This window comes from Chroococcidiopsis thermalis PCC 7203, assembly GCF_000317125.1.
GTDB classification, from domain to species: Bacteria; Cyanobacteriota; Cyanobacteriia; order Cyanobacteriales; family Chroococcidiopsidaceae; genus Chroococcidiopsis; species Chroococcidiopsis thermalis.
Window position 1 is genome coordinate 5,034,624 of sequence record NC_019695.1, and the last position, 20,290, is coordinate 5,054,913.

A 20,290-nucleotide genomic window follows, 5' to 3' on the forward strand; every position below is an offset into this window, starting at 1 on the left:
GCGCATCATAAAATCTCCCTGTGATGGTAGATATCTAACTCGTTAAGGGCGGGAGTCGGGAGTCAAGAGGGGTGAGGAGCGAGGAGTTAGGAGTTAGGGAAATTTGGAATTCAGAATTTGGCAAAGCGCAGCAGTTTATCTCCTGCTTCCTTGTCTCCCTTGTCTCCCTTGTCTCCCTTGTCTCCCTTGTCTCCCTTGTCTCCCTTGTCTCCCTTGTCTCCCTTGTCCCCTCACTCCTCACGTCCCTTGTGCTGTAGCACTACCAGGACCAGCTGTAACGATCGCCAGCTTATCTGGTTGCAACAATTCTTTTGCTGCCAGATTGACTTTTTCTAAAGTGACAGCTTGAATTTTTTGTGGGAAGTCGCGTAATTCCGCTTCACCCAGCCCGAAAACAGCATTCATTAAGATCGTACTAGCAAGAGCGTCAGGACTAGCAAGGGAAACAGTATAACTACTGGTAAGAGAGCGCTTAGCTGCCTCTACTTCCTCTGCTTTTACGCCTTGAGTTTGAATTTGTTGCATTAATTTGCGGGCGCTGGCGATCGCTTTTTGAGCATCAGTTGGGTCGGTTTGCATTCTAATTGCGAATGGTCCGGCATGTCTGCCAGCTTGAAATGCACTATAAATGCCATATGTCAACCCTTGGCGATCGCGAATTTCCGTGCCTAAGCGACTAGAAAGCGTATCGCCACCCAAAATTTGATTCAATACCAAAGAGGTATAGTAACGCGGGTCTTTGCGGTCAATTCCCCGATATCCCAAAATCGTAATCGATTGCGTTTTCCCTGGCATAATCGGGTTAAACTGCTTGACCTTCGCTGGTAGAGATACATCTGGATAGGCGATCGTTGGCGGTTTACCCGTTCCTTGCCACTTGGCTAATTGTTGCGTCAACAGCGATCGCACGGCTTTTGGATCGAAGTCTCCTAATAAAGTCAAAATCGTTTGGTCGGGACGGTAATGAGTTTGATAAAACTCCACTACCTGCTGACGGTCAATACTCTGTAAGCTTTCCTTCGTTGGGAAGGTATGGAAAGGATGATTCGCAGGATAAATCGTCTGTTGAAACTTCCGTTGCGCTACCCGTCCGGGATTATCCAAGTCTATTTTGAGTTGAGTCAGGGCGCGTTGGCGCGATAGCTCTAATTCGCGATCGGGGAATGTGGCATTTTGTACCACATCTGCCATTGTTTGAATCACTACAGGCAAATCTGTTTTTAAGCTATAACCGCCAATTTCTACTCCTTCACGATTCGCAGAAAAACCTAGACTTGCGCCTCTATCCTCTAACACCTTGGCAAGTTGCAAAGCATTCTGATTCTTCGTCCCATTCATTAGGTTATCTGCGGTCATACTTGCCAAACCACCCGACTGATTCGGATCGAATTCCGTCCCTGCTTTGATATGACCGCTCAAGGTTACAGTTGGAGTGCTAGAGTCGGGCAGAAGCAACACCTGCAAGCCATTATCCAAAGTAAATTCTTCTGGTAGCCGCCGCGCTTTCGGTGTAGCCGCAACATCTACTGGTGGTAAGTATTTAGCCACTTCTGCCGGATCGACAGGGGAACCTAAGTTAAAGCTTTCCGCAGTTTGACCAGTTCCCGCCCCAGCACCACCAGGTTGTCCGGCGGCGATTTGGGTAGGTTCAAACTTCCCTACAGTGCGTTTCTCGGTAGCTAAGTAAGTATTTGCTACCCGCTTGACATCATCTACCGTTACCTTATCCAAAGCTGCCAGGTAGCGATCGATGTAGCGATAATCTCCAGCAGTGGTTTGGCTGTAACCCAGTTGTGTAGCCTGGGAACTGATATCGCGATTGCTCAAAATTATCGTTGCTTTGAGTTGGGCTTTGGCGCGGTTGAGTTCTTCCGGCGTGACTCCTTTATTTCGCAAATTCGCGATCGCCTGCTCTTGAACTGCTTCAATTTTATCTAACTGTTGCCCAGGAGCCGCCGTAGCCGAGAGTTCGTACCAACCCCCTGCCATCATATTCGCCGTGCCACCGCCTGCCGCACTCGCTAAACCCGATTCCACCAAAGCTTGATACAATCGAGAACTCCGCCCTTCTGTCAAGATATAATCCATCGCATCCAGTGCGGGAACATCAGGGTGATTCGCATCCGGCAAGGAATACACGACTTGCAACGTCGCCGCCGCCCCTGGTTCCTTGAGTACGATAGGCTTACTGTTAGAACGAGCTGAGGGAGCTGAGGAAGAGTTTATTCCCCCTTGTCCCCCTTGTCCCCCTTGTCCCCCTTGTCCCCCTTGTCCCCCTTGTCCCCCCTTGTCCCCCCTTGTCCCCCCTTGTCCCCCTTGTCCCCCCTTGTCCCCCGACTCCCGACTCCCGACTCCCGACTCCCGTTCCCTTCACCCGATCCGGTACTTTGCCAAAAACCTCCTTCACCGCTTTTAACGTTGGTGCAGTGTCAAAATCTCCTACTACAATCAATGTAGCGTTGTCGGGGCTGTAAAACCTGTTGTAATAATCTCTGACTTTTTCCGCAGTAAACTTTTCCACGTCAGCTTTCGTACCGCCTACAGGCAAACCATATGGAGAGTTAGGAAACGCCGCACGCCTCACGGCGCGATCGAGGCGATAAGTAGGACTATTCTCATAACCCTGTAGCTCAGAGATGACAACTCGCTTTTCACTTGCTAGTTGCTCGTCATTAATTAGCGCATTCTGCATCCGATCTGCTTCAAGTTCCAGCAGCGCCTTCAATTTATTTCGTTCTACCGTGCCAAAATATGCTGTTTGGTCGAAGCTGGTAAAAGCATTGGACTCGCTACCTAAAGCACTAAACAGGCGACCAAATTGAATTGGACGGGTCGTCGTACCTTTAAACAGCATATGCTCCAATTGGTGGGCAATACCGTTTACCCCTGGAGCTTCATTGCGCGATCCGACTTTGTACCATACCTGGACGCTAACGACTGGTGCAGTATGGACTTCTTTAGTTAAAATCGTTAGACCGTTTTCCAGTATTGTTTTACGGACATCTTCCGTGACGGATAGAGGCGATCGCGTGACTGTAGCAGCAGGACGCTGAGAGTCAGCAGCAGCGGGAAAACTCAGCGTTATTCCATTAGCCAAGAACAGCACTCCACTCAGACAAAGAGTGAATGGAATCACAAATAGCCGATGACGGCGTAAATAAGTAAAAATCCGCATGAATTGTTTCGATTGACAGTCAGTGGTTGCTAAGTTCAGTAGTCTTATTGACTCTACTGTAGTCCGCCGACCGCAACTTAGGGATTAGCATTTGTTTACCTAAGCATCGACTTTTGTTTAATTTTTTTATCTCAATCTATCTGCGATCGCCTTTCCTCCAACACTCACTTATTCAATCTCCATTCGCCGCAGACTTAAATAAGTGAGTTGAGAATCCTGGATATTCATCAACTCATCTAGTTGTGTACGTAGTCTGCGTAATACCGACGAGATCGCCCACAATCATGAATCAATTCGCAATTCAATATTCGCCCCATAATTTATATATTCTTAAAATAATTCAAATCCAATTTTCACCGTTGCTTTACAATTTGCTCTAGTCATTCTCTGTAGTTTCACGCAATAACTTTTAACCTACTTAAAGATTTAAATAATGCTTTATACAAAACATTAAATTTGAACTAACTGGGTTATAATAGCTGCATTCTAATCGGGTAACCTGAAAAGGGTATGAATGAATTTATCTAAATATTTTTTTATCTAAAATAGAGACAGAAAGCTTAATTTTCGTATTATCGCTGCGTCCATAAACCTAACAGTTTGTAGCATTGTTAAACATGGATTATGTGCATTAGCTTTGTAATGCATAAATAGATACGATTGCTGCACAGTCTTTATTTATTCAATAGTTGTTTTTCAAATTCACTTGTATTATATAGAGGAGTAAGTGTACGAACCTGTATGAGATAATACTTTATTTGCTTACGCTAGATATATCCTAGTGATTACACTTACTAAGTTCTAAGTAAAAAAAAACACATTGAGTATTTTTATTTCTTGCGGAAAATACTAGTTGACAATCTTAAGAAATAATGAAATTATCGAATCATAACGAGTTTAAATCTTTGCGATAAGAAATTCTAAACTCGGTCAACTCAAATAACATAAATAAGATCGAAAACAAGTGACTCTTTGTTGCTTGAATATCTATATTATGTATTGAGTAAAAACCTGATAAATATATGTAGAAATCATCTGCTATCCTTCATTTCCTATCGATATATATTCAGTGATTTTAGAAAGCTATATGCCTGGCTTTTCATCTGAATTCAACTATTTTGAAGTAGTGCATGAGATATCTCCAGTTTGAAGTTTTGCCAAACATAGGTAAAAGGCATGGTGAAAAAAAATATCTTTGACAGCTAAGAGCTGTAGAAATAGTTTCTTGTACTCAACTCAGTAGGATTAAACATGTTCAGATGACTTCTTTAGCTCTGGTATAGCTCTTATAACGTAGCTATCTCAAGCGAGTTCTGTGCATTGCAAGCTATGTTATTTCTCTTGACTTAACTCATTCACAAATTACTCAGGACTATTCATGGTAACTATTATTAAGCGATCGACTCCCATTTTAGAAAGGCAAGCTCGCCGCGAATCAAACGCGCGAACATACGCTCGAAACTTGGGGTTAGCAATATCAGAAGCTAAGGGCATTTACGTTAAAGACGTAGATGGCAAAACATACATCGACTGCTTAGCTTGCGCGGGTGCATTACCTCTAGGACACAACCACCCAGCTGTCAAGCAAGCAATCTACGACGCACTCAATAACGATCTGCCCATGCAGACATTGGATCTGATCACGCCAATTAAGGATGAGTTTGTTTCCGAGTTATTCGAGTCCTTGCCAGCAGAATTTAGCAAAAATGCCAAAATTCAATTCTGCGGTCCCTCCGGTTCCGATGCCGTTGAAGCTGCACTCAAGTTAGTCAAAACGGCAACAGGTAGACGGGCAGTTGGTGCTTTTCGCGGTGGCTACCACGGCATGACTCACGGTTCTTTGGCACTGATGGGAAGTTTAGGTCCCAAAATGCAAGTTCCAGGGTTAATGCCAGATGTTCATTTCTTCCCCTACCCTTATCATCATCGCTATCCTATCGGTACGGGCGACTGCGAGCAAGATTATCAACAGTGTAGCCAATACCTAGAGACAACCTTGGGCGATCCAGAGGGTGGCATTCTTCCCCTAGCTGGTTTAGTCATGGAAATCGTTCAAGGTGAAGGTGGTGTAATTCCAGCACCGGACGCTTGGGTGCGAGAGGTACGCAGAATTACGCGAGAACGAAACATTCCCTTAATTGCGGATGAAGTTCAAACTGGTCTAGGTAGAACGGGGACGCTTTACGCCTTTGAACGTTCTGGAATCATACCTGATGTTATCGTTCTATCCAAAGCAGTTGGGGGTAGCTTACCGCTAGCAGTCATTCTTTACAAAGATGAATTAGATGTTTGGCAACCAGGCGCACACGCAGGCACTTTCCGAGGCAATCAACTTGCAATGGCGACTGGACTCGCCACCATTCGCTACATCCGTGAAAATCAACTCGCTAGCTATGTTGAGCAAATGGGGATGCATTTTCAGATGCAGTTATGGCAAATCCAAGCCGAATTTTCCCACTTGATTGCCGACGTGCGGGGACGGGGGCTAATGGTGGGAGTAGAACTATCCGCACAAGTCAGACACCTGGGTCGCCAACTTCAAGCTGAGTGTCTCGATCGCGGTTTAATTATCGAACTAGGTGGTCGTAATTCCAGCGTCGTGCGCTTTCTACCACCTTTGATTATCGAAGCACCACAGATTGATGATGTCTGTCAAATTTTCCGAGATGCAGTTGCAGCTGTTGCCCAGGAGAACATTTAATCAAAAATGGACTTACAGCATTTTCTCAATCACAATCCTGAAAGCTTAGCCCAATACGCTCAAACTGTACAGCAAACTCAGAAGTTAATTCAGGACTGCCTGAGCCAGCAAGAACGAGTTTTCAGTGGCTTATCTCCCGCAACTCTCAGCGAGTTTCTCACTCAAAAGATTCTGCCAGAGCAAGGAATCCCGACTCAGCAAGTTTTACAAGAAGCTGTAGAGGCGATCTTCAGCCATTCGATCGCCGTACATCATCCCGATTGCGTGGCTCACTTGCACTGCCCCGTGTTAATTCCCTCTCTAGCAGCAGAAATGCTGATCTCGGCATTTAATCAGTCGATGGACTCTTGGGATCAGAGCGGTGCAGCGACGCTACTAGAGCAGAATTTGATTAACTTTATGTGTCAGTTGTATGGTTACGATGCCAACGCTGATGGCACTCTTACCAGTGGTGGCACGCAGTCAAATTTTATGGCGTTGATGCTAGCGCGGGATTATGCTTTGCAGCAACGTGGATTTACAAGTCAGCTGCACGGGTTGCCAAACTTAGCAGGGCGATTTCGGATTCTCTGTTCGGAGGTAGCACACTTTAGCGTTCAACAATCGGCAGCGATTTTAGGCTTAGGGATGAATGCAGTCGTGCGCGTCAAAGTTGACAAGAACTATCGCCTCTGTTCTCAACATTTGGTGCAGTGCTTAGAAGATATCGATCGCCAAGATTTGATTCCAATTTGCATTGTCGCAACAGCTGGGACGACAGATTTTGGTAGTATCGACCCGATCGCCGAAATGACTGCGATCGCCCACGAACACAACACTTGGTTGCACGTCGATGCTGCCTATGGTGGAGCGTTAATGCTCAGCGATCGCCATCGCCAGAAACTAGCTGGCATTCACCAAGCAGATTCTATCACGATCGATTTTCACAAACTCTTCTATCAACCGATTCCCTGTAGTCTGTTCTTACTCAAAGATAAATCTCGCTTTGAGTTGATGCGGCTGAATGTTGCTTACCTAAATCCAGAGCATAACGAAGACGAAGGCATTCCCGATTTAGTGACAAAATCAATTCAGACCACTCGTCGGTTTGATGCAGTCAAACCATATATTGCCTTTCGCGCCCTCGGGCGAGAATTCTTTGCTGGCGTTGTCGATCGCGGCATTGAAATCACTCAGCAAATTGCGGCACACATCGAGCAAGATCCGCAGCTAGAACTAGCAGTCAGCCCCGAAATGAGTACTGTTGTCTTTCGATATCGCTCCACCAATGCTGTAAATTTGGGCATCAAACAAGCCTTATTACAGACAGGTAAAGCCGTCATCGGTCAGACCGAAATCCAAGGCAAGGCATATCTAAAATTTACCCTGATTAATCCCCTAGTCACCTTCGATCGCACAGTTGCCCTCGTCGAAAAAATCAAACGTCTAGGAACAATGCTGAGCGAATCACCCCATTTCCTCCAACCTGCAATAGAAGCGGGAGTCGGGAATCAAAAGTCAAAAGTTAAAAGTTAAAAGTCAAAAAATTCTCTCACTCCCCACTTGCCACTTCTTCACACTACTCACTACTTACTGAAAACCTATGTTAAAACCAACACCCGTATATCCTAGAGTCGCAGCACTATGTAAGTCTCGGAAATGGCAGTCTTGGGAAGGTTACATCATGGCAGACACTTATAACTTCTCGATAATGCCTGAGTATTTAGCAATTCGCAATACGGCTGCTTTGTTTGATTTCTTTCCACTGTACGTCTATCTCATTCGCGGTGCAGATGCAGCTTTGTTACTGGATCGCTTGATTACGCGCAATATTAATAAGTGCAAAATCGGGCAAGTTATGTATACAGCTCTGTGCGATGCTGAGGGTAAGTTGCTCGACGATGGTACAGTTTATCGTTTTGACGAAACAACGTTTCAATTGACGACCAATACTCCAACTTTAGATTGGGTGCAGGCAAATGCCACAGGCTTGCGAGTCGAGATTCAAGACAAAACCCTGACAACTAACACCCTACCCTTACAAGGACCGAAATCCCGCACTATCCTAAATCAAGTTGCTGCTACTAACTTAGATGGGCTAAAGTATTTCAATTTCGTCGAGACAAAAATTCGCGATATCCCGGTGGTGATTTCCCGCACGGGTTATACAGGCGATCTCGGTTATGAAGTCTGGTCTGATGCTAAAGATGCGATCGCCCTGTGGGATATTTTGATGGAAGCAGGAAGCTCGGAAGGTATTCAGCCTGCTGGTTTCTACGCGCTGGACTTGGCAAGAATTGAAGCTGGTCTAATTTGGTACGAATACGATTACATTCCCTCCCGTCAAGCTCAAACCGACGCAGAAAAATTGTCTCCCCTAGAAGTCAGCTTGGCTTGGACTGTAGACTTTAGCAAGGCAAGTTTCATCGGTCGGGAAGCATTGCTGAAAGAAAAGGAACAAGGGGTACAGCGACAGTTGGTAGGATTGGAGTTAGATCGCCAGTTTTTACATCAAACTTACGGCGAACAATCTTTATTTCTACAAGATTTGCGTACCCCTTGGCGGACGAAGTTCCCCGTCCGCGTAGGAGAACAAACAATCGGTCAGGTAACGAGCGGCTGTTGGTCGCCCGCAGGTCAAAATTATATTGCGATCGCCTGTGTATCGTCCAACTACGCCCAAGCGACAACTTCCCTCACCCCCAAAATGACTGTAGAAATTCACGGGCAAACCATCCCTACCAGCATCAAATCTCTTCCCTTCTACGATCCAGACCACAAGCGTAGTACTGCAACTAGCGTTCCTACTTTGGCGCTAGCTTGAGGCTTAGACCGATTGTAGTTTGGGTAAAGTCCGAATAAATTCTAAGGGTAAACTATCAGTATCGGCGATAAATGCGACTTCATAAACGCGATCGCCGATTTGTTGTTGCGTGGGTTCTAATAAGACTTTTAAGGGTTGATACTGTTCTGGTTGGGTTTCAGCAGCTTGGGCAAATCGATCCTTTACAGAAGTTAACCAACTTGGTAAATCGGTAGCAGTATCGGTCAAATCGAAAGATAGATGATAGTATCCCACGTAATGCTCGTCACCAAACGCATCTGGGGCGGGGCGCGGCTGGGGAATTTGAATTAATTCAATCCGCCCTCCTAATCCTTCCATCCAGCAAGCCAGAGTGTAACCCGTGGTAAAGCGATCGCACACAGTAAATCCTAACTGCTCGTAAAAGGCGATCGCTTTATGAATATTTGCAGTCCGAATGGAGACGTGGTGCATAACTAGGGACGAGGGGCGAGGGGCGAGGGGCGAGGGGCGAGGGAAAGAGGACAAGGGGGATGTAAAACTACTTTCTTCCCCTACTCCCTACTTCCGACTCCCGACTCCCTATTCACTCAAATAACCGGAAGTAGGGATAGCGAACGGGGACTCCTGGTTCTTTCTCTAGATCGAAATTAATGACTTCCCAGCAGGGTTCATCTAAAGGATCGGGGCTAAATTCTACGGGTAAGCCGTAAAGTCTGGGTTTGGTTTGGTCGGACTGCCCTTTCCAGGGGGTACTGCGCTCCAAGTAACCGCTAATTAAGTCTTGATAGCGACGAGCGATAATCACCCGCGTGGCGCGATAACCCTGTGTATACAGCCTATCCAGTGCTTCGTGAATTTCAAACCTAATACCGTCTGGGTGGGTATGTTGTCTGTACCACTCGTTATTCCAACGCCGCCAGTGGCGACCTGACTGGAGATGAATCAATTCACCTGTTTTCGGATCGGCTTCAAAAGCCCCATGACGCGGACATAAATAAGTATCCGTCAACGTTAGCGCCGGGATCGGTTGGCGACAGTGGGGACACGGAATTTCTGGACCAAATATTGGGTACTGCAAGCCTGGATTGATCATGAGGCGTAAACCAGAATACTGACTTGTCTACCACTGCCGTTGATTCGATTCTGTTTTTGCGACCAACTAGAGCTTTTTAGACCCACCACCGCCTCCTAAAGACTATCACATTGCGATTTTTTGTATAGAATAGCTACACCATTATAGATTTGGAATCTTAAGGTTTTAAGCTAAACGATGATTCTTAATCATCATATAGAACATTCTATCGTGTCTGCCCAATCCTACTGGTCAATTCCCGATCTTTCCCCGGCTGCCTTTGTTGCAGCTAATGCTGTCGTCATGGGCGCTGTCAAGCTGGCAAAAGGTGCGAGTATTTGGTACGGAGCCGTGGTGCGCGGCGATGTCGAAAGGATTGAAATTGGTGAATGTACTAATATTCAAGATGGCGCTATCTTACACGGCGATCCTGGAAAACCGACTGTTTTGGAAGATTATGTTACGGTAGGACATCGGGCGGTCGTGCATTCAGCTTACGTCGAGCGGGGCAGTTTAATCGGTATTGGCGCAGTAATTTTAGATGGTGTTAGAGTCGGAGCGGGAAGCATTGTGGGAGCGGGAGCAGTTGTGAGTAAAGATGTACCACCGCGATCGCTTGTTGTCGGAGTACCTGCCAAAATTTTACGGGAAGTCTCCCAAGCCGAAGCCGCAGAATTGATCGAACACGCTCGTCGCTACGAAAAACTCGCCCTCGTCCATGCAGGGAAGGGAACCGATCTAGGATTTTACCGAGACTAGGGACAAGGGAGACAAGGGAGAGGGGGGAGACAAGGGACAAGGGAGACTAGGGAGACTAGGGAGACTAGGGAGACTAGGGAGACAAGGAAGCAGTTTGTTTTAACTTTTGACTTTTAACTTTTGACTTTTGAAAAGGACTAGTCAATTTGTCGTTTTCGGCTAACAATTAAAGATGAGAAAATTTCAAAAATCTTTAAACTCTATTTAAGAGAGGAAGACATATGGACATCGATCTGCGCGTTGCTTTTGTTCTGCTACCAGTAATCGCTGCTGCTAGCTGGGCGCTATTTAACATTGCTCCTGCTGCAATCAGACAAATTCAAGGCTTTTTCAACAAAGAAGCTTAATTTGAGGGAGGGGGGGTTAAAAAGCTTAGGGTGCGTTATTGAACGCACCCTATTCTTCGCTAAGCAACCCGCTTGCGAAGAGATGCAGCCCGTCGTTTTGCCGTACTGTTTTTTGGTTCTGACTCTAATACTTGCTCGTAAGCTTGTAGTGCTTGGGTAGTCAAGTTCTTTCGTTCGTAGGCGTGACCGACGTTATTAAGCGCTGTAGTATAGCTTGGATATAATCTCAAGGCTTCTTTGTAGTTGCGAATTGCCAAGTCGTATTGGTCTTGAGCAAAATAAGCATAACCCAAGCCGTTGTAGATGAGAGCTAGATTTTCTGGGTTTTGCTCTTCTTGCTCCGCTGCTTTGAGTGCTTTTTGGAAATTGGCGATCGCCTGGGTGTAAAGTTTTTTATCTAAATAAATTCCACCCAACTCGTAATGCTCTTCAGCCGTGCCTTGGGCTTGAGACAACTTTTTTTGCAGTTGTGCCAGAGTACCTTCAACGCGGCGCGTTTTAAAGACTTGGCGAAAGATAGCCAGTGCCGTTCCGCCCAGCAGGACTAACAAGATTAGCAGATAGACAGCTGCTAGATTTTTATCCATTGGCTGTAATAACTCAAATGAAAATAGTGTTTCTATCTTAATTATCCTGCGACTGTGGTGGAGTTATTGTAATTTTGGTTGGATTAAACTTGTTTGAAGTCAAGGCGATCGCCTCAGACTCAGCCTCAGTGAATAGAATTCTTAGCCGCACGGACTCTCAGACAGATACGAGTTCAGCGAATCAGTGAGGGAAGAAAACTAACAATTCCAGGGAAGACGATAATCGCCAATAAAACGAGTAGTTGCAGGATGATAAACGGAACCACACCGCGATAAATATCTCCAGTAGTAACTTCGCGGGGAGCAACACCCCGTAGATAGAACAGAGCAAAGCCGAAAGGCGGAGTGAGAAAGGATGTTTGTAAGTTAGCTCCCAATACCACGCCATACCAAATGAGATTCAAGCCTAATTTCTGCGCTACGGGAACAAATAGAGGTACGACGATAAAGGCAATCTCGAAGAAATCGATAAAAAAGCCGAGGATAAACACCACCAGCATACTGACGAACAAAAAGCCGATTTCGCCGCCAGGTAGATTAGTCAGAACGTCAAACATGAAGCGATCGCCGTTTAAGCCGCGAAATACCAAACTAAAAGCGGTCGAGCCAATTAAAATAAAAATGACCATGCTGGTAATTCGCAGGGTAACGTCGCAAACTTGCCAGAGCGATCGCCAACTCAACTGACGGTTAAAACCAGCTAGTACTATTGCGCCCAAGCATCCTACTGCACCTGCTTCTGTTGGCGTGGCAATGCCAAAGAAGATACTACCTAACACTAATAAAATCAACAGCAAGGGCGGGATCATCACCTGTACAACTCGTTTACCCAAATTTTTTCCTGCTGCTGCCCTGACATCTTCTGGTAAAGCTGGGGCTACTTCTGGCTTGAGGAACGCTACAACTACAACGTGTATGGCAAATGCTCCTGCCATCATCAAACCAGGAATGACGGAACCAATAAATAGATCTCCAACGGAAACGCCCAACTGATCGCCTAATACGACTAACACTACGCTAGGAGGAATAATCTGTCCCAACGTCCCAGAAGCAGCAATTACGCCAGTAGCTAATCGTTTATCGTAACCGTATCGCAGCATGATTGGGAGGGAAATTAGACCCATTGCTACTACGGTTGCAGCGACTACACCCGTTGTTGCCGCTAGTAGCGCCCCCACAACCACGACTGCTAAAGCCAAACCTCCACGCAATCGCCCCAAGAGAATTCCCATTGTTTCCAGCAGATTCTCAGCGATACCCGACTTTTCCAGCATCGAACCCAGAAAGATGAAATAGGGAATTGCCAGCAGCGTGTAATTAGCCATGATGCCAAAAATCCGCTGAGGCATAGCCGTGAGAAAAATCGGGTCGAATACACCCAAACTAATACCTAGCAAGCCAAATAAAATTGCTACTCCACCTAAAGCAAATGCAACTGGGTAGCCGAAAGAAAGCAGTACCAGCGCCCCTGCAAACATCAAGGGACCCAACCACTCATAGTCCAGTTCCAGGGTTATCACTCTGTTCCTCCTGCTGCATTCGATTGGTGATAATAGCTAAGTTTTTGATGGCTTCAGAAATCCCTTGAAAAATCAGTAACACCAAACTAACGATAATCATCGTTTTGATTGGGTAGCGGAGTAATCCACCAGGATCGGGAGAAGTTTCGCCAATTCTCCAAGAGACAAGAATGGTGTCCCAAGAAACAACCAGCACGATGATGCAAAAAGGAATCAGAAATAATATTGTGCCTAAGAGATCGGTCAAGGCTCTGAGTTTGGGCGACCAGTTACGATGGAAAATATCTACTCGGACGTGATCGTTATATTTGAGGGTGTAGGCAGCACCCAAAAGAAATACAAGATCGAATAAATACCATTGAGCTTCAATTAAAGCGTTAGAACTCAAGTTTTGTCCTACTGCCCGTCCTAGATAGCGACCGACGACGTTCCAGACTCCGACGAGTACCATGAGCAGGACGAAGCCAGCCGTGAAGCGTCCAATCCATTCGTTCATCGTGTCGATGATTTTTGATATGCGTAGTAGGCTTTGCAAGGTGTTTTCCCTCTCCAAAGCGATAGATGTAGCATTCTATCAATAAGCTGCGCACATAAATTAGTAGAGACGTTACATGTAACGTCTCTACATCAATCGGAATTCTCGAACTCTCGAATTTATTTATTGGGCTGAGGAGTTACCCGTAAATATGGCTTAACTTCCTGAATTCCTTTAGGGAATTTTTGCTTCGCCTCTTCAGTTGACATAGAAGGTACGACAATTACATCATCTCCATCTTTCCAGTTCACTGGCGTAGCAACGCTGTAGTTATCAGTTAGTTGCAGAGAATCGATCACCCGCAAGATTTCTTCAAAGTTACGACCAGTGCTAGGTGGGTAAGTGATAGTCAAGCGCAATTTTTTGGCGGGGTCAATCACAAAAACCGAACGAACGGTAACTTTAGCATTGGCGTTCGGGTGGATCATGCCATACAAATCAGAGACTTTTTTGTCGGGATCTGCCAAAATCGGATAGTCAACGGTTGTGGATTGAGTTTCATTGATATCGCCAATCCAACCTTTGTGAGATTCAGCATCATCAACGCTCAAAGCAATCACTTTTACATTCCGCTTATCAAATTCAGGCTTCAGTTTTGAGACTTCGCCTAATTCTGTCGTGCAAACAGGGGTATAGTCAGCAGGGTGAGAGAAAAGCACTACCCAGCTATCACCAGCCCATTCGTAAAAATCGATATCCCCAAATGAAGAGGACTGGGTAAAGTTAGGTACTGTATCGCCAAGTTGAAGCGCCATTTTTGTTTTCCTGTCGTCAAAATGTCATAGTTCGCCTACTATACAGATCCTGCCATAAAACCCCTGTTTTCCGATAGGAGTTTGCCTGTTTTAAAGAAAAATTTATGATGGGGGGTGAGGGGAAAGAGAGCTGAGGGAGCTGGGGAAGCTGGGGAGGCTGGGGGAGAAAGAACTTGAAAAGTCTGGCTCCTGACTCCTAACTCCTGTTCACTGATAACTGATAACTGATAACTGATTAGTAAGCAAAGCTTAGTTTACGACAGTGCGATCGCTTCGGAGAAGCTTTTTTATATTACAAGATGTGTAGAGATGCGATAAACAGTGATGCCTGCAATTGAAACTGCTCGACTGCGACTGAGGTGTTTTACTGAGAGAGATTTAGAAGATTACGTGCGAATTTTTGCCGATCCAGAATATACCCGTTACTCTCCCAAGGGGAGCGTACCGCTGGAGCAAGTAAGGGAAGCAGCTCAAGCAGCCTATAACTACTTTACCTACCATTGGCAGCAACACGGGTTTGGCGTTTGGGCAATTTGCGATCGCGTCAACCATAAATTAATCGGACAGTGCGGACTCAACTGCTTGCCCGATAGCCATGAAGTAGAAGTTCTTTACCGTCTCGATCGGGCATACTGGAATCAAGGGCTAGCAACTGAAGCAACAAAAGCTAGTTTGAGGTACGGATTTGAGCAAGTGCAATTAGACAAAATTGTAGCGTTGACGCTGCCACACCATTTAGCTTCCCGGTGCGTGATGGAGAAAGCTGGATTGCACTACACGAAAGATGCCCAGATTTACGGATTGAATGTAGTTTATTATACATTACATCGAGTAGAATATCAGTCAGATGATTCTGTGTATGTTTTGTTGGTTTAAGTATCTTAGAGATTGCCAGCTTCAGTCGCAGAGACAATACTTAATCGTTACTCGTTAAAATTAAATGAGTGAGAATGTAATAAAAATTAACGACAACAGAATTTTTTGTTAGAGTACAAAAACAAGCATTAGCGCTGCAAATCGAAACATTTTAAGGGAACGCTCTATGTCACACACAATTGTTACTGAAGTTTGCGAAGGTGTTGCGGATTGCGTTGATGCCTGTCCTGTAGCATGTATTCATCCAGGTCCAGGGAAAAATATTCAGGGGACAGAATGGTACTGGATCGATTTTACGACTTGTATAGACTGCGGCATCTGCATTCAAGTTTGTCCTGTGGAGGGGGCGATTGTCCCAGAAGAAAGACCAGACTTGCAGAAAACTCCTTAGCTAGCAGAGGGCAGATGTAAATGGTAGCGATCGCACTTGCTGAGTCATAATCTGGGATAAGCTAAATGCTAATTGCTGAGAGCCAACCTTGAGGTATGTACAGTTCTGCTCCTCTGTTAGAAGTTGAAGATGTTTGGGCTGGGTACGTCAAAGACCTAGATATTCTCCAAGGTGTTAATTTTCGGATTTTTCCTGGAGAAATCGTAGCGGTGATTGGTCCCAACGGTGCGGGAAAATCGACTCTAGCTAAGACGATTTTTGGATTACTCAGCCCCCATCGAGGCAAAGTTACGTTTAAAAATCGCAGTATCACTGGTTTGAAGTCAAATCAAATCGTGCAGATGGGAATGTGTTATGTACCGCAAATTTCTAACGTCTTCGCCTCTTTGAGCGTAGAAGAAAATTTGGAAATGGGAGCATACATTCGCAAAACTGCATTAGCTCCTTTAAAAGATAGAATTTATGGGACTTTCCCGGTTCTAGCCACCCGCAGACGGCAAAAAGCTGGAACCCTCTCTGGGGGAGAACGTCAAATGCTCGCGATGGGTAAAGCTTTGATGCTAGAACCGAGTTTATTATTACTTGACGAACCGAGTGCTGCCTTATCTCCCGTATTGGTATCGAGTGTCTTTGAGCAAATTCAACAAATTAACCAAGGTGGAACAGCAATTGTCTTAGTGGAACAGAATGCTCGTAGAGCTTTGGCAATGGCACATCGGGGTTATGTATTAGACACGGGACGCGATCGCTTTTCCGGTCCTGGGAATGAGTTGCTCAACGATCCCAAAGTCGCAGAATTGTATCTTGGTGCGGGTAGGGTTCATTGAAAAATCAAGGTTAGCGAAAGATTAATTGAGTTTTCAAATTGAAATGAAGCGAGTTTTTCCAATTGTTACTGGCTTCATGCTTGCTTTCAACTCGCAAATTGCTATGGCTGGTTCGCTGGATCGAAAACTCGGCATTGTGGTAGCGAAAGAAAATTTAGTTTGTCTCATCGCGTCTGCGACAAGTCTCAATATTGGCAGTCAAGTCAATCTCGTACTTCTATCTGTTCCACAGAAAGTAGTTAGTGGAACGGTTGTATCAGTGAGCGATCGCCAATGTAGTGAGATATCAAAACCACACAATGTCTCTGGAAAATCTTATCGGCTATCGCTACTGAATAATCGCTCTCATCTGAGCGTACCTGCAATTGGTATTTTGACCTCAAGTAACCAACTTCATAGAGTTGGGTTAAAAGTAGTAGGCGATTTAGATAGCGATGGTATAGAAGAATCGTTTCGTTCTTGTGCGAGTTTTGAAGGTCTTCATCTCACCGTTTGGTCTGGTCAAGCGTTGACTGGAACTAGAAAATGGCACAGTTATTATTATCTTGGCTTTGATATTGAGCCGACCTGTACGAAATCAGAAATATAAAGATAACCAGGATACTTAAAAATTAACGCTGATAAAAGCTTGACTCATTCTCACAAATGCCAATTGCTTACCTAATGCTCATTAACTTAAAATATGAGCTAGCTTATTTGTTGCAATCTGAGACTTTCTCAGTATCAATTGAACTCTTCGTGGTTTAACCCGTGATTAATTTGGTTTTAACTAAATTGCAACCAAAAATCTTCGTCAAAATTGCTTTCTGTCTTTTTCAAGTGATAAAATATCTGACTCAATGTTGGCTTCTATACACGCAATAAAAATTCAATCGATATATTTTTGTTGTATAGTTGCACCATCAGAAAAATGTATAGATTCAAAAACATTAAGAGTAGAGTACTTAAGTATTTTAGTCTCAGCTTGCTAGTAGCAGCCCTCGCGATCGCGCCTTCTCCCTTCAACCGCTCGCATGACTTTCCGATCGCACAAACAACCGCTCAAGCTCAAACTCCGCTCCGACCTGAAAATAGCTCAACTCAATTTGTAATAGCTCAGGCTCCTGCTGCTAAACCAGAACCAGCCGCAGCCGAGGAAAAAGAAGAGTTAATAGACTTCTTCGCAATGGGTATGGGTGCGTTAGCAGGTTTAGTACTGTTTATCTATGGCGTTACCCGTCTCTCCGAAGGGCTAGAGGACATGGGTACGGAACGGATGAGAGGTTTTTTGAGTAAATGCACCACAAACCGCTTTGCAGGTGTAGTTACGGGAGCTATAGCCACCACGCTACTTGAATCCTCCTCTGTCACAATCATCATGACGATTGCGATGGTGAGTGCAGGAGTCTTGACTTTTGTACAATCATTGGGGGTGGTTTTAGGGGCAAATATCGGCACTGCGGTAGGAGCGCAAATCATTTCTTTGGACATCGAACAGTACATTCCCCTACTGATGTTTGCGGGGTTATTATTGTTATTTTTGGAGAAAACAAAGACCTGGAAAAATCTTGGTATCGTACTGCTAGGATTTGGTTTGATGTTTTATGGATTAGAAGCGATCGATGAAGCGATGAAACCTTTCCGCACCTACGAACCCTTCATCGATTTGATGGAAACCTTGGGGAATAATCCGATTTTAGGTGCTGCTGTTGGCGCATTATTTACCGTAATTATTCAGTCTTCTTCCGCTACCGTAGCGATCGTGATTACCTTAGCAAGCTCCGGTCTAATTTCCCTACCTGCGGGAGTTGCCATCATGCTAGGTGCAGAAGTCGGGACTTGCGCCGATACGTTAATTGCTACAATCGGGCGCGGTCGTCCGGCATTACGCACAGGAGCGTTTCATTTCGGATTCAATTTAGTTAGTGCCATTTTAGGAATTATTTTTGCGCCCTTGTTAGTACAACTAGTACTTTCATTTTCTGGTGGTGCGGGTGTCGGTCGTCAAGTGGCTAACGCTCAGATTCTTTTCAATGGAATTGGCGTGTTGGTAATGGTGATATTCTTACCTGCGATCGCTCAAATTTTGCAAAGGCTTATTCCCGATACTGGTAATGACTTGAAATTGAAACCAGAAACAGTTCAAGCAGCAAGATAACTTAGAAGTCGCAAGTTGGAAGTCAGAAGTTAGCATTTTATCTCTTGTTGCTTGACTGACTTACCAATTATTAATTATCAAACAGCGCTAATCAGAAAAAATATGTTGCAGCAATACAAACTGGCATCTGTAAGTGTCATGAGTTTCATGTTGGGCTTATTTGGTTGTACGAATACTCAAACAACTGATACGGCTGTGGATTTTCCCCAAGCGTTAAATGTAGCTCAAAGAAATATAACCACGAATAGATTATCGGGTAGCGTAGTTATCGACGGTTCCAGTACGGTGTTCCCTATCTCTCAGGCAATGGCAGCAGCATTTACTCAGGATAATCCAGACGTAAAAGTAAATGTAGGCGTATCCGGTACTGGTGGCGGTTTCAAAAAATTCTGTGCTGGAGAAACGGATATCACTGGTGCATCTCGTCCCATTAACATGCAAGAGATGGAGTTGTGCCAGCAAAATAAAGTTGAATATACAGAATTACCGATTGCCTTTGATGGTTTGGCAGTTGTAGTGAATCCCCAGAATAATTTTGTCAGTTGCCTTAAAACTGGAGAATTAAGACAAATGTGGGAGCCTGCGGCTCAGGGTAAGATTAATAATTGGAACCAAGTTCGTGGTAGTTTTCCAAATCAACCGTTACAGCTTTACGGTCCCGATGCTGAATCGGGAACTGTTGATTACTTCACCTTAGCAACTGTAGGGCAGGAAGGTAAAAGTCGCACTGATTATAAATCAAATGCTAACGACGACGCTTTAGTACAAGGAGTTGCGGCTAATCCCAATGCTCTTGGTTATTTTGGCTATGCTTACTACTTAAAAAATCAGGATAAATTGAAACTGGTAGCGATTGATAGTGGCTCTGGTTGCGTTCAGCCAAGTCCCGAAACAATTGCCAATAGTAGTTACCAACCCCTCTCACGTCCAGTATTTATATATGTCAAAAAAGCAGCGGCGGCGCGTCCAGAAGTTAGTGCTTTTACTAACTTCTATCTCAATCCCGATAATGCCAATTTGGTCTTACAAGTGGGCGACGTGCCGCTACCTAATATTACCCTCAGAGCCGCAGCTAGCCGTTTTAATCGGGGAATGACGGGGACAAATTTTGGTGGTAGAGGTGCGATAATCGGTGTAGCCCAAGAGGGTTTGTAGGTCAGTCAAACGCAGTATGCAAGATACGTGTCTCGTACCAACGCCACCTTATAGCGCTTTAATTTTTGATTGTGACGGCACTCTAGCGCATACTATCCCCACTCATATTCAAGCATGGTTGGCAACGCTGCGTCCTTTGGGTGTCGATCTCAGTCAGGAATGGCTTTACGATCGCCGAGGTATGTCATCGTTAGAATTGATCGAAACCGTAAATCATACTTTTGGATATGCCTTAGACGCTAATACTGTCAATCCCGCACGGAAAAAATACTTCTTGGATCTACTGCACCAAGTCGTAGAAATTGAAGCAGTAGCAGATGTTGCCCGCAGTCACTATGGTAGAGTTCCCCTAGCAGTAGCTTCAGGCGGCGATATTCGCGTAGTAGAACCTACCCTAAAGGCGATCGGATTATATTCTTTATTTGATGCGATCGTGACTGTTAACGATGTAGAACGGGGTAAACCCGCGCCCGATATTTTCTTGCTAGCTGCCGATCGCATGGGCGTTACGCCTACAGATTGTATCGTTTATGAAGATAGCGATGCAGGTTTAGAAGCTGCTCACCGTGCGGGAATGCGGGCGATCGACGTGCGGGAACTGTGGCTGACATCAGAAGCGGAGATAGGAGTTACAGATAGTTAAGAGATGAGAATGTAAAGATTTGTCA

Annotated in this window: 19 protein-coding genes and 1 pseudogene; 12 read left to right on the forward strand and 8 right to left on the reverse strand. The window is 45.1% G+C overall.

Annotation, left to right across the window (positions count from 1 at the left end; translation table 11 throughout):
* Positions 1-34 precede the first annotated feature (34 nt).
* Both CHRO_RS32790 and CHRO_RS21835 read right to left on the reverse strand, forming a co-directional pair.
* The gene (locus CHRO_RS32790; protein WP_181824220.1) at positions 35-241 is read right to left on the reverse strand and encodes a hypothetical protein; all 207 of its coding nucleotides are present in this window, start codon (positions 239-241) and stop codon (positions 35-37) included.
* A pseudogene (locus CHRO_RS21835) lies at positions 238-3,175 on the reverse strand (M16 family metallopeptidase). The gene CHRO_RS32790 and the pseudogene CHRO_RS21835 overlap by 4 nt, the downstream one beginning before the upstream one ends.
* Before the next feature lie 1,378 nt (positions 3,176-4,553).
* On the opposite strand from CHRO_RS21835, the gene CHRO_RS21845 reads away from it, so the two are divergent.
* From CHRO_RS21845 to CHRO_RS21855, 3 genes are all read left to right on the forward strand, one after another.
* Positions 4,554-5,876, forward strand: a complete 1,323-nt coding sequence (locus CHRO_RS21845; RefSeq protein ID WP_015156401.1) for a diaminobutyrate--2-oxoglutarate transaminase family protein — start codon at positions 4,554-4,556, stop codon at positions 5,874-5,876.
* A 6-nt stretch (positions 5,877-5,882) separates the two neighbouring features.
* The gene (locus CHRO_RS21850; RefSeq protein ID WP_015156402.1) at positions 5,883-7,391 is read left to right on the forward strand and encodes a pyridoxal phosphate-dependent decarboxylase family protein; all 1,509 of its coding nucleotides are present in this window, start codon (positions 5,883-5,885) and stop codon (positions 7,389-7,391) included.
* Between the two features lie 67 nt (positions 7,392-7,458).
* Positions 7,459-8,679, forward strand: a complete 1,221-nt coding sequence (locus CHRO_RS21855) for an aminomethyl transferase family protein (RefSeq protein WP_015156403.1) — start codon at positions 7,459-7,461, stop codon at positions 8,677-8,679.
* Between the two features lie 3 nt (positions 8,680-8,682).
* On the opposite strand, the gene CHRO_RS21860 is transcribed toward CHRO_RS21855, so the two are convergent.
* Together CHRO_RS21860 and CHRO_RS21865 are read right to left on the reverse strand one after the other, a co-directional pair.
* The gene (locus tag CHRO_RS21860; protein WP_015156404.1) at positions 8,683-9,132 is read right to left on the reverse strand and encodes a VOC family protein; all 450 of its coding nucleotides are present in this window, start codon (positions 9,130-9,132) and stop codon (positions 8,683-8,685) included.
* Between the two features lie 112 nt (positions 9,133-9,244).
* Positions 9,245-9,754, reverse strand: coding sequence for a TIGR02652 family protein (locus CHRO_RS21865; protein ID WP_015156405.1), 510 nt, complete (start codon positions 9,752-9,754; stop codon positions 9,245-9,247).
* Positions 9,755-9,931: 177 nt separating this feature from the next.
* Here CHRO_RS21865 and CHRO_RS21870 point away from each other — a divergent pair, with 177 nt between their 5' ends.
* Together CHRO_RS21870 and CHRO_RS21875 are read left to right on the forward strand one after the other, a co-directional pair.
* Positions 9,932-10,492: a gamma carbonic anhydrase family protein gene (locus tag CHRO_RS21870; protein WP_015156406.1), complete on the forward strand. Its 561-nt coding sequence runs from the start codon at positions 9,932-9,934 to the stop codon at positions 10,490-10,492.
* 221 nt (positions 10,493-10,713) lie between these two features.
* The gene (locus tag CHRO_RS21875; protein WP_015156407.1) at positions 10,714-10,839 is read left to right on the forward strand and encodes a photosystem II protein Y; all 126 of its coding nucleotides are present in this window, start codon (positions 10,714-10,716) and stop codon (positions 10,837-10,839) included.
* 59 nt (positions 10,840-10,898) lie between these two features.
* Here CHRO_RS21875 and CHRO_RS21880 read toward each other — a convergent pair whose 3' ends face one another.
* From CHRO_RS21880 to CHRO_RS21895, 4 genes are all read right to left on the reverse strand, one after another.
* Positions 10,899-11,426, reverse strand: a complete 528-nt coding sequence (locus CHRO_RS21880; protein WP_015156408.1) for a tetratricopeptide repeat protein — start codon at positions 11,424-11,426, stop codon at positions 10,899-10,901.
* A 173-nt stretch (positions 11,427-11,599) separates the two neighbouring features.
* Positions 11,600-12,937, reverse strand: a complete 1,338-nt coding sequence (locus CHRO_RS21885) for a TRAP transporter large permease (RefSeq protein ID WP_041463399.1) — start codon at positions 12,935-12,937, stop codon at positions 11,600-11,602.
* Positions 12,921-13,481: a TRAP transporter small permease subunit gene (locus tag CHRO_RS21890; protein WP_015156410.1), complete on the reverse strand. Its 561-nt coding sequence runs from the start codon at positions 13,479-13,481 to the stop codon at positions 12,921-12,923. The genes CHRO_RS21885 and CHRO_RS21890 overlap by 17 nt, the downstream gene beginning before the upstream one ends.
* 119 nt (positions 13,482-13,600) lie before the next feature.
* Positions 13,601-14,236, reverse strand: coding sequence for a peroxiredoxin (locus CHRO_RS21895; protein ID WP_015156411.1), 636 nt, complete (start codon positions 14,234-14,236; stop codon positions 13,601-13,603).
* A gap of 324 nt (positions 14,237-14,560) precedes the next feature.
* Between CHRO_RS21895 and CHRO_RS21900 the strand changes: the two genes are divergently transcribed.
* The 7 genes from CHRO_RS21900 (at position 14,561) to CHRO_RS21930 (ending at position 20,265) form a co-directional block, all read left to right on the forward strand.
* Positions 14,561-15,112 (forward strand): GNAT family N-acetyltransferase, encoded by a 552-nt coding sequence (locus CHRO_RS21900; protein WP_015156412.1) that lies wholly within the window; start codon positions 14,561-14,563, stop codon positions 15,110-15,112.
* A 166-nt stretch (positions 15,113-15,278) separates the two neighbouring features.
* The gene (locus CHRO_RS21905; RefSeq protein WP_015156413.1) at positions 15,279-15,503 is read left to right on the forward strand and encodes a ferredoxin family protein; all 225 of its coding nucleotides are present in this window, start codon (positions 15,279-15,281) and stop codon (positions 15,501-15,503) included.
* Positions 15,504-15,598: 95 nt separating this feature from the next.
* A complete protein-coding gene (locus CHRO_RS21910) occupies positions 15,599-16,330 on the forward strand; it encodes an ABC transporter ATP-binding protein (RefSeq protein WP_015156414.1) in 732 nt (243 codons plus the stop codon).
* Between the two features lie 43 nt (positions 16,331-16,373).
* Positions 16,374-16,919, forward strand: a complete 546-nt coding sequence (locus CHRO_RS21915) for a hypothetical protein (protein WP_015156415.1) — start codon at positions 16,374-16,376, stop codon at positions 16,917-16,919.
* Between the two features lie 321 nt (positions 16,920-17,240).
* Positions 17,241-18,467: a Na/Pi cotransporter family protein gene (locus CHRO_RS21920; RefSeq protein WP_015156416.1), complete on the forward strand. Its 1,227-nt coding sequence runs from the start codon at positions 17,241-17,243 to the stop codon at positions 18,465-18,467.
* A 102-nt stretch (positions 18,468-18,569) separates the two neighbouring features.
* Positions 18,570-19,622: a PstS family phosphate ABC transporter substrate-binding protein gene (locus tag CHRO_RS21925; protein ID WP_015156417.1), complete on the forward strand. Its 1,053-nt coding sequence runs from the start codon at positions 18,570-18,572 to the stop codon at positions 19,620-19,622.
* A 16-nt stretch (positions 19,623-19,638) separates the two neighbouring features.
* The gene (locus CHRO_RS21930; protein ID WP_015156418.1) at positions 19,639-20,265 is read left to right on the forward strand and encodes an HAD family hydrolase; all 627 of its coding nucleotides are present in this window, start codon (positions 19,639-19,641) and stop codon (positions 20,263-20,265) included.
* The last annotated feature ends 25 nt before the right edge of the window (positions 20,266-20,290 follow it).

What these genes read in the sequence shown, in the direction of transcription:
- CHRO_RS21880 (WP_015156408.1), bottom strand. Translation starts at nt 11,426, where the DNA reads ATGGATAAAAATCTAGCAGCTGTCTATCTGCTAATCTTGTTAGTCCTG.
- CHRO_RS21915 (WP_015156415.1), top strand. Translation starts at nt 16,374, where the DNA reads ATGAAGCGAGTTTTTCCAATTGTTACTGGCTTCATGCTTGCTTTCAAC.
- CHRO_RS21845 (WP_015156401.1), top strand. Translation starts at nt 4,554, where the DNA reads ATGGTAACTATTATTAAGCGATCGACTCCCATTTTAGAAAGGCAAGCT.
- CHRO_RS21920 (WP_015156416.1), top strand. Translation starts at nt 17,241, where the DNA reads ATGTATAGATTCAAAAACATTAAGAGTAGAGTACTTAAGTATTTTAGT.
- CHRO_RS21850 (WP_015156402.1), top strand. Translation starts at nt 5,883, where the DNA reads ATGGACTTACAGCATTTTCTCAATCACAATCCTGAAAGCTTAGCCCAA.
- CHRO_RS21930 (WP_015156418.1), top strand. Translation starts at nt 19,639, where the DNA reads ATGCAAGATACGTGTCTCGTACCAACGCCACCTTATAGCGCTTTAATT.
- CHRO_RS21900 (WP_015156412.1), top strand. Translation starts at nt 14,561, where the DNA reads ATGCCTGCAATTGAAACTGCTCGACTGCGACTGAGGTGTTTTACTGAG.
- CHRO_RS21910 (WP_015156414.1), top strand. Translation starts at nt 15,599, where the DNA reads ATGTACAGTTCTGCTCCTCTGTTAGAAGTTGAAGATGTTTGGGCTGGG.
- CHRO_RS21905 (WP_015156413.1), top strand. Translation starts at nt 15,279, where the DNA reads ATGTCACACACAATTGTTACTGAAGTTTGCGAAGGTGTTGCGGATTGC.
- CHRO_RS21865 (WP_015156405.1), bottom strand. Translation starts at nt 9,754, where the DNA reads ATGATCAATCCAGGCTTGCAGTACCCAATATTTGGTCCAGAAATTCCG.
- CHRO_RS21870 (WP_015156406.1), top strand. Translation starts at nt 9,932, where the DNA reads ATGATTCTTAATCATCATATAGAACATTCTATCGTGTCTGCCCAATCC.
- CHRO_RS21855 (WP_015156403.1), top strand. Translation starts at nt 7,459, where the DNA reads ATGTTAAAACCAACACCCGTATATCCTAGAGTCGCAGCACTATGTAAG.
- CHRO_RS21895 (WP_015156411.1), bottom strand. Translation starts at nt 14,236, where the DNA reads ATGGCGCTTCAACTTGGCGATACAGTACCTAACTTTACCCAGTCCTCT.
- CHRO_RS21875 (WP_015156407.1), top strand. Translation starts at nt 10,714, where the DNA reads ATGGACATCGATCTGCGCGTTGCTTTTGTTCTGCTACCAGTAATCGCT.
- CHRO_RS21925 (WP_015156417.1), top strand. Translation starts at nt 18,570, where the DNA reads ATGTTGCAGCAATACAAACTGGCATCTGTAAGTGTCATGAGTTTCATG.
- CHRO_RS21860 (WP_015156404.1), bottom strand. Translation starts at nt 9,132, where the DNA reads ATGCACCACGTCTCCATTCGGACTGCAAATATTCATAAAGCGATCGCC.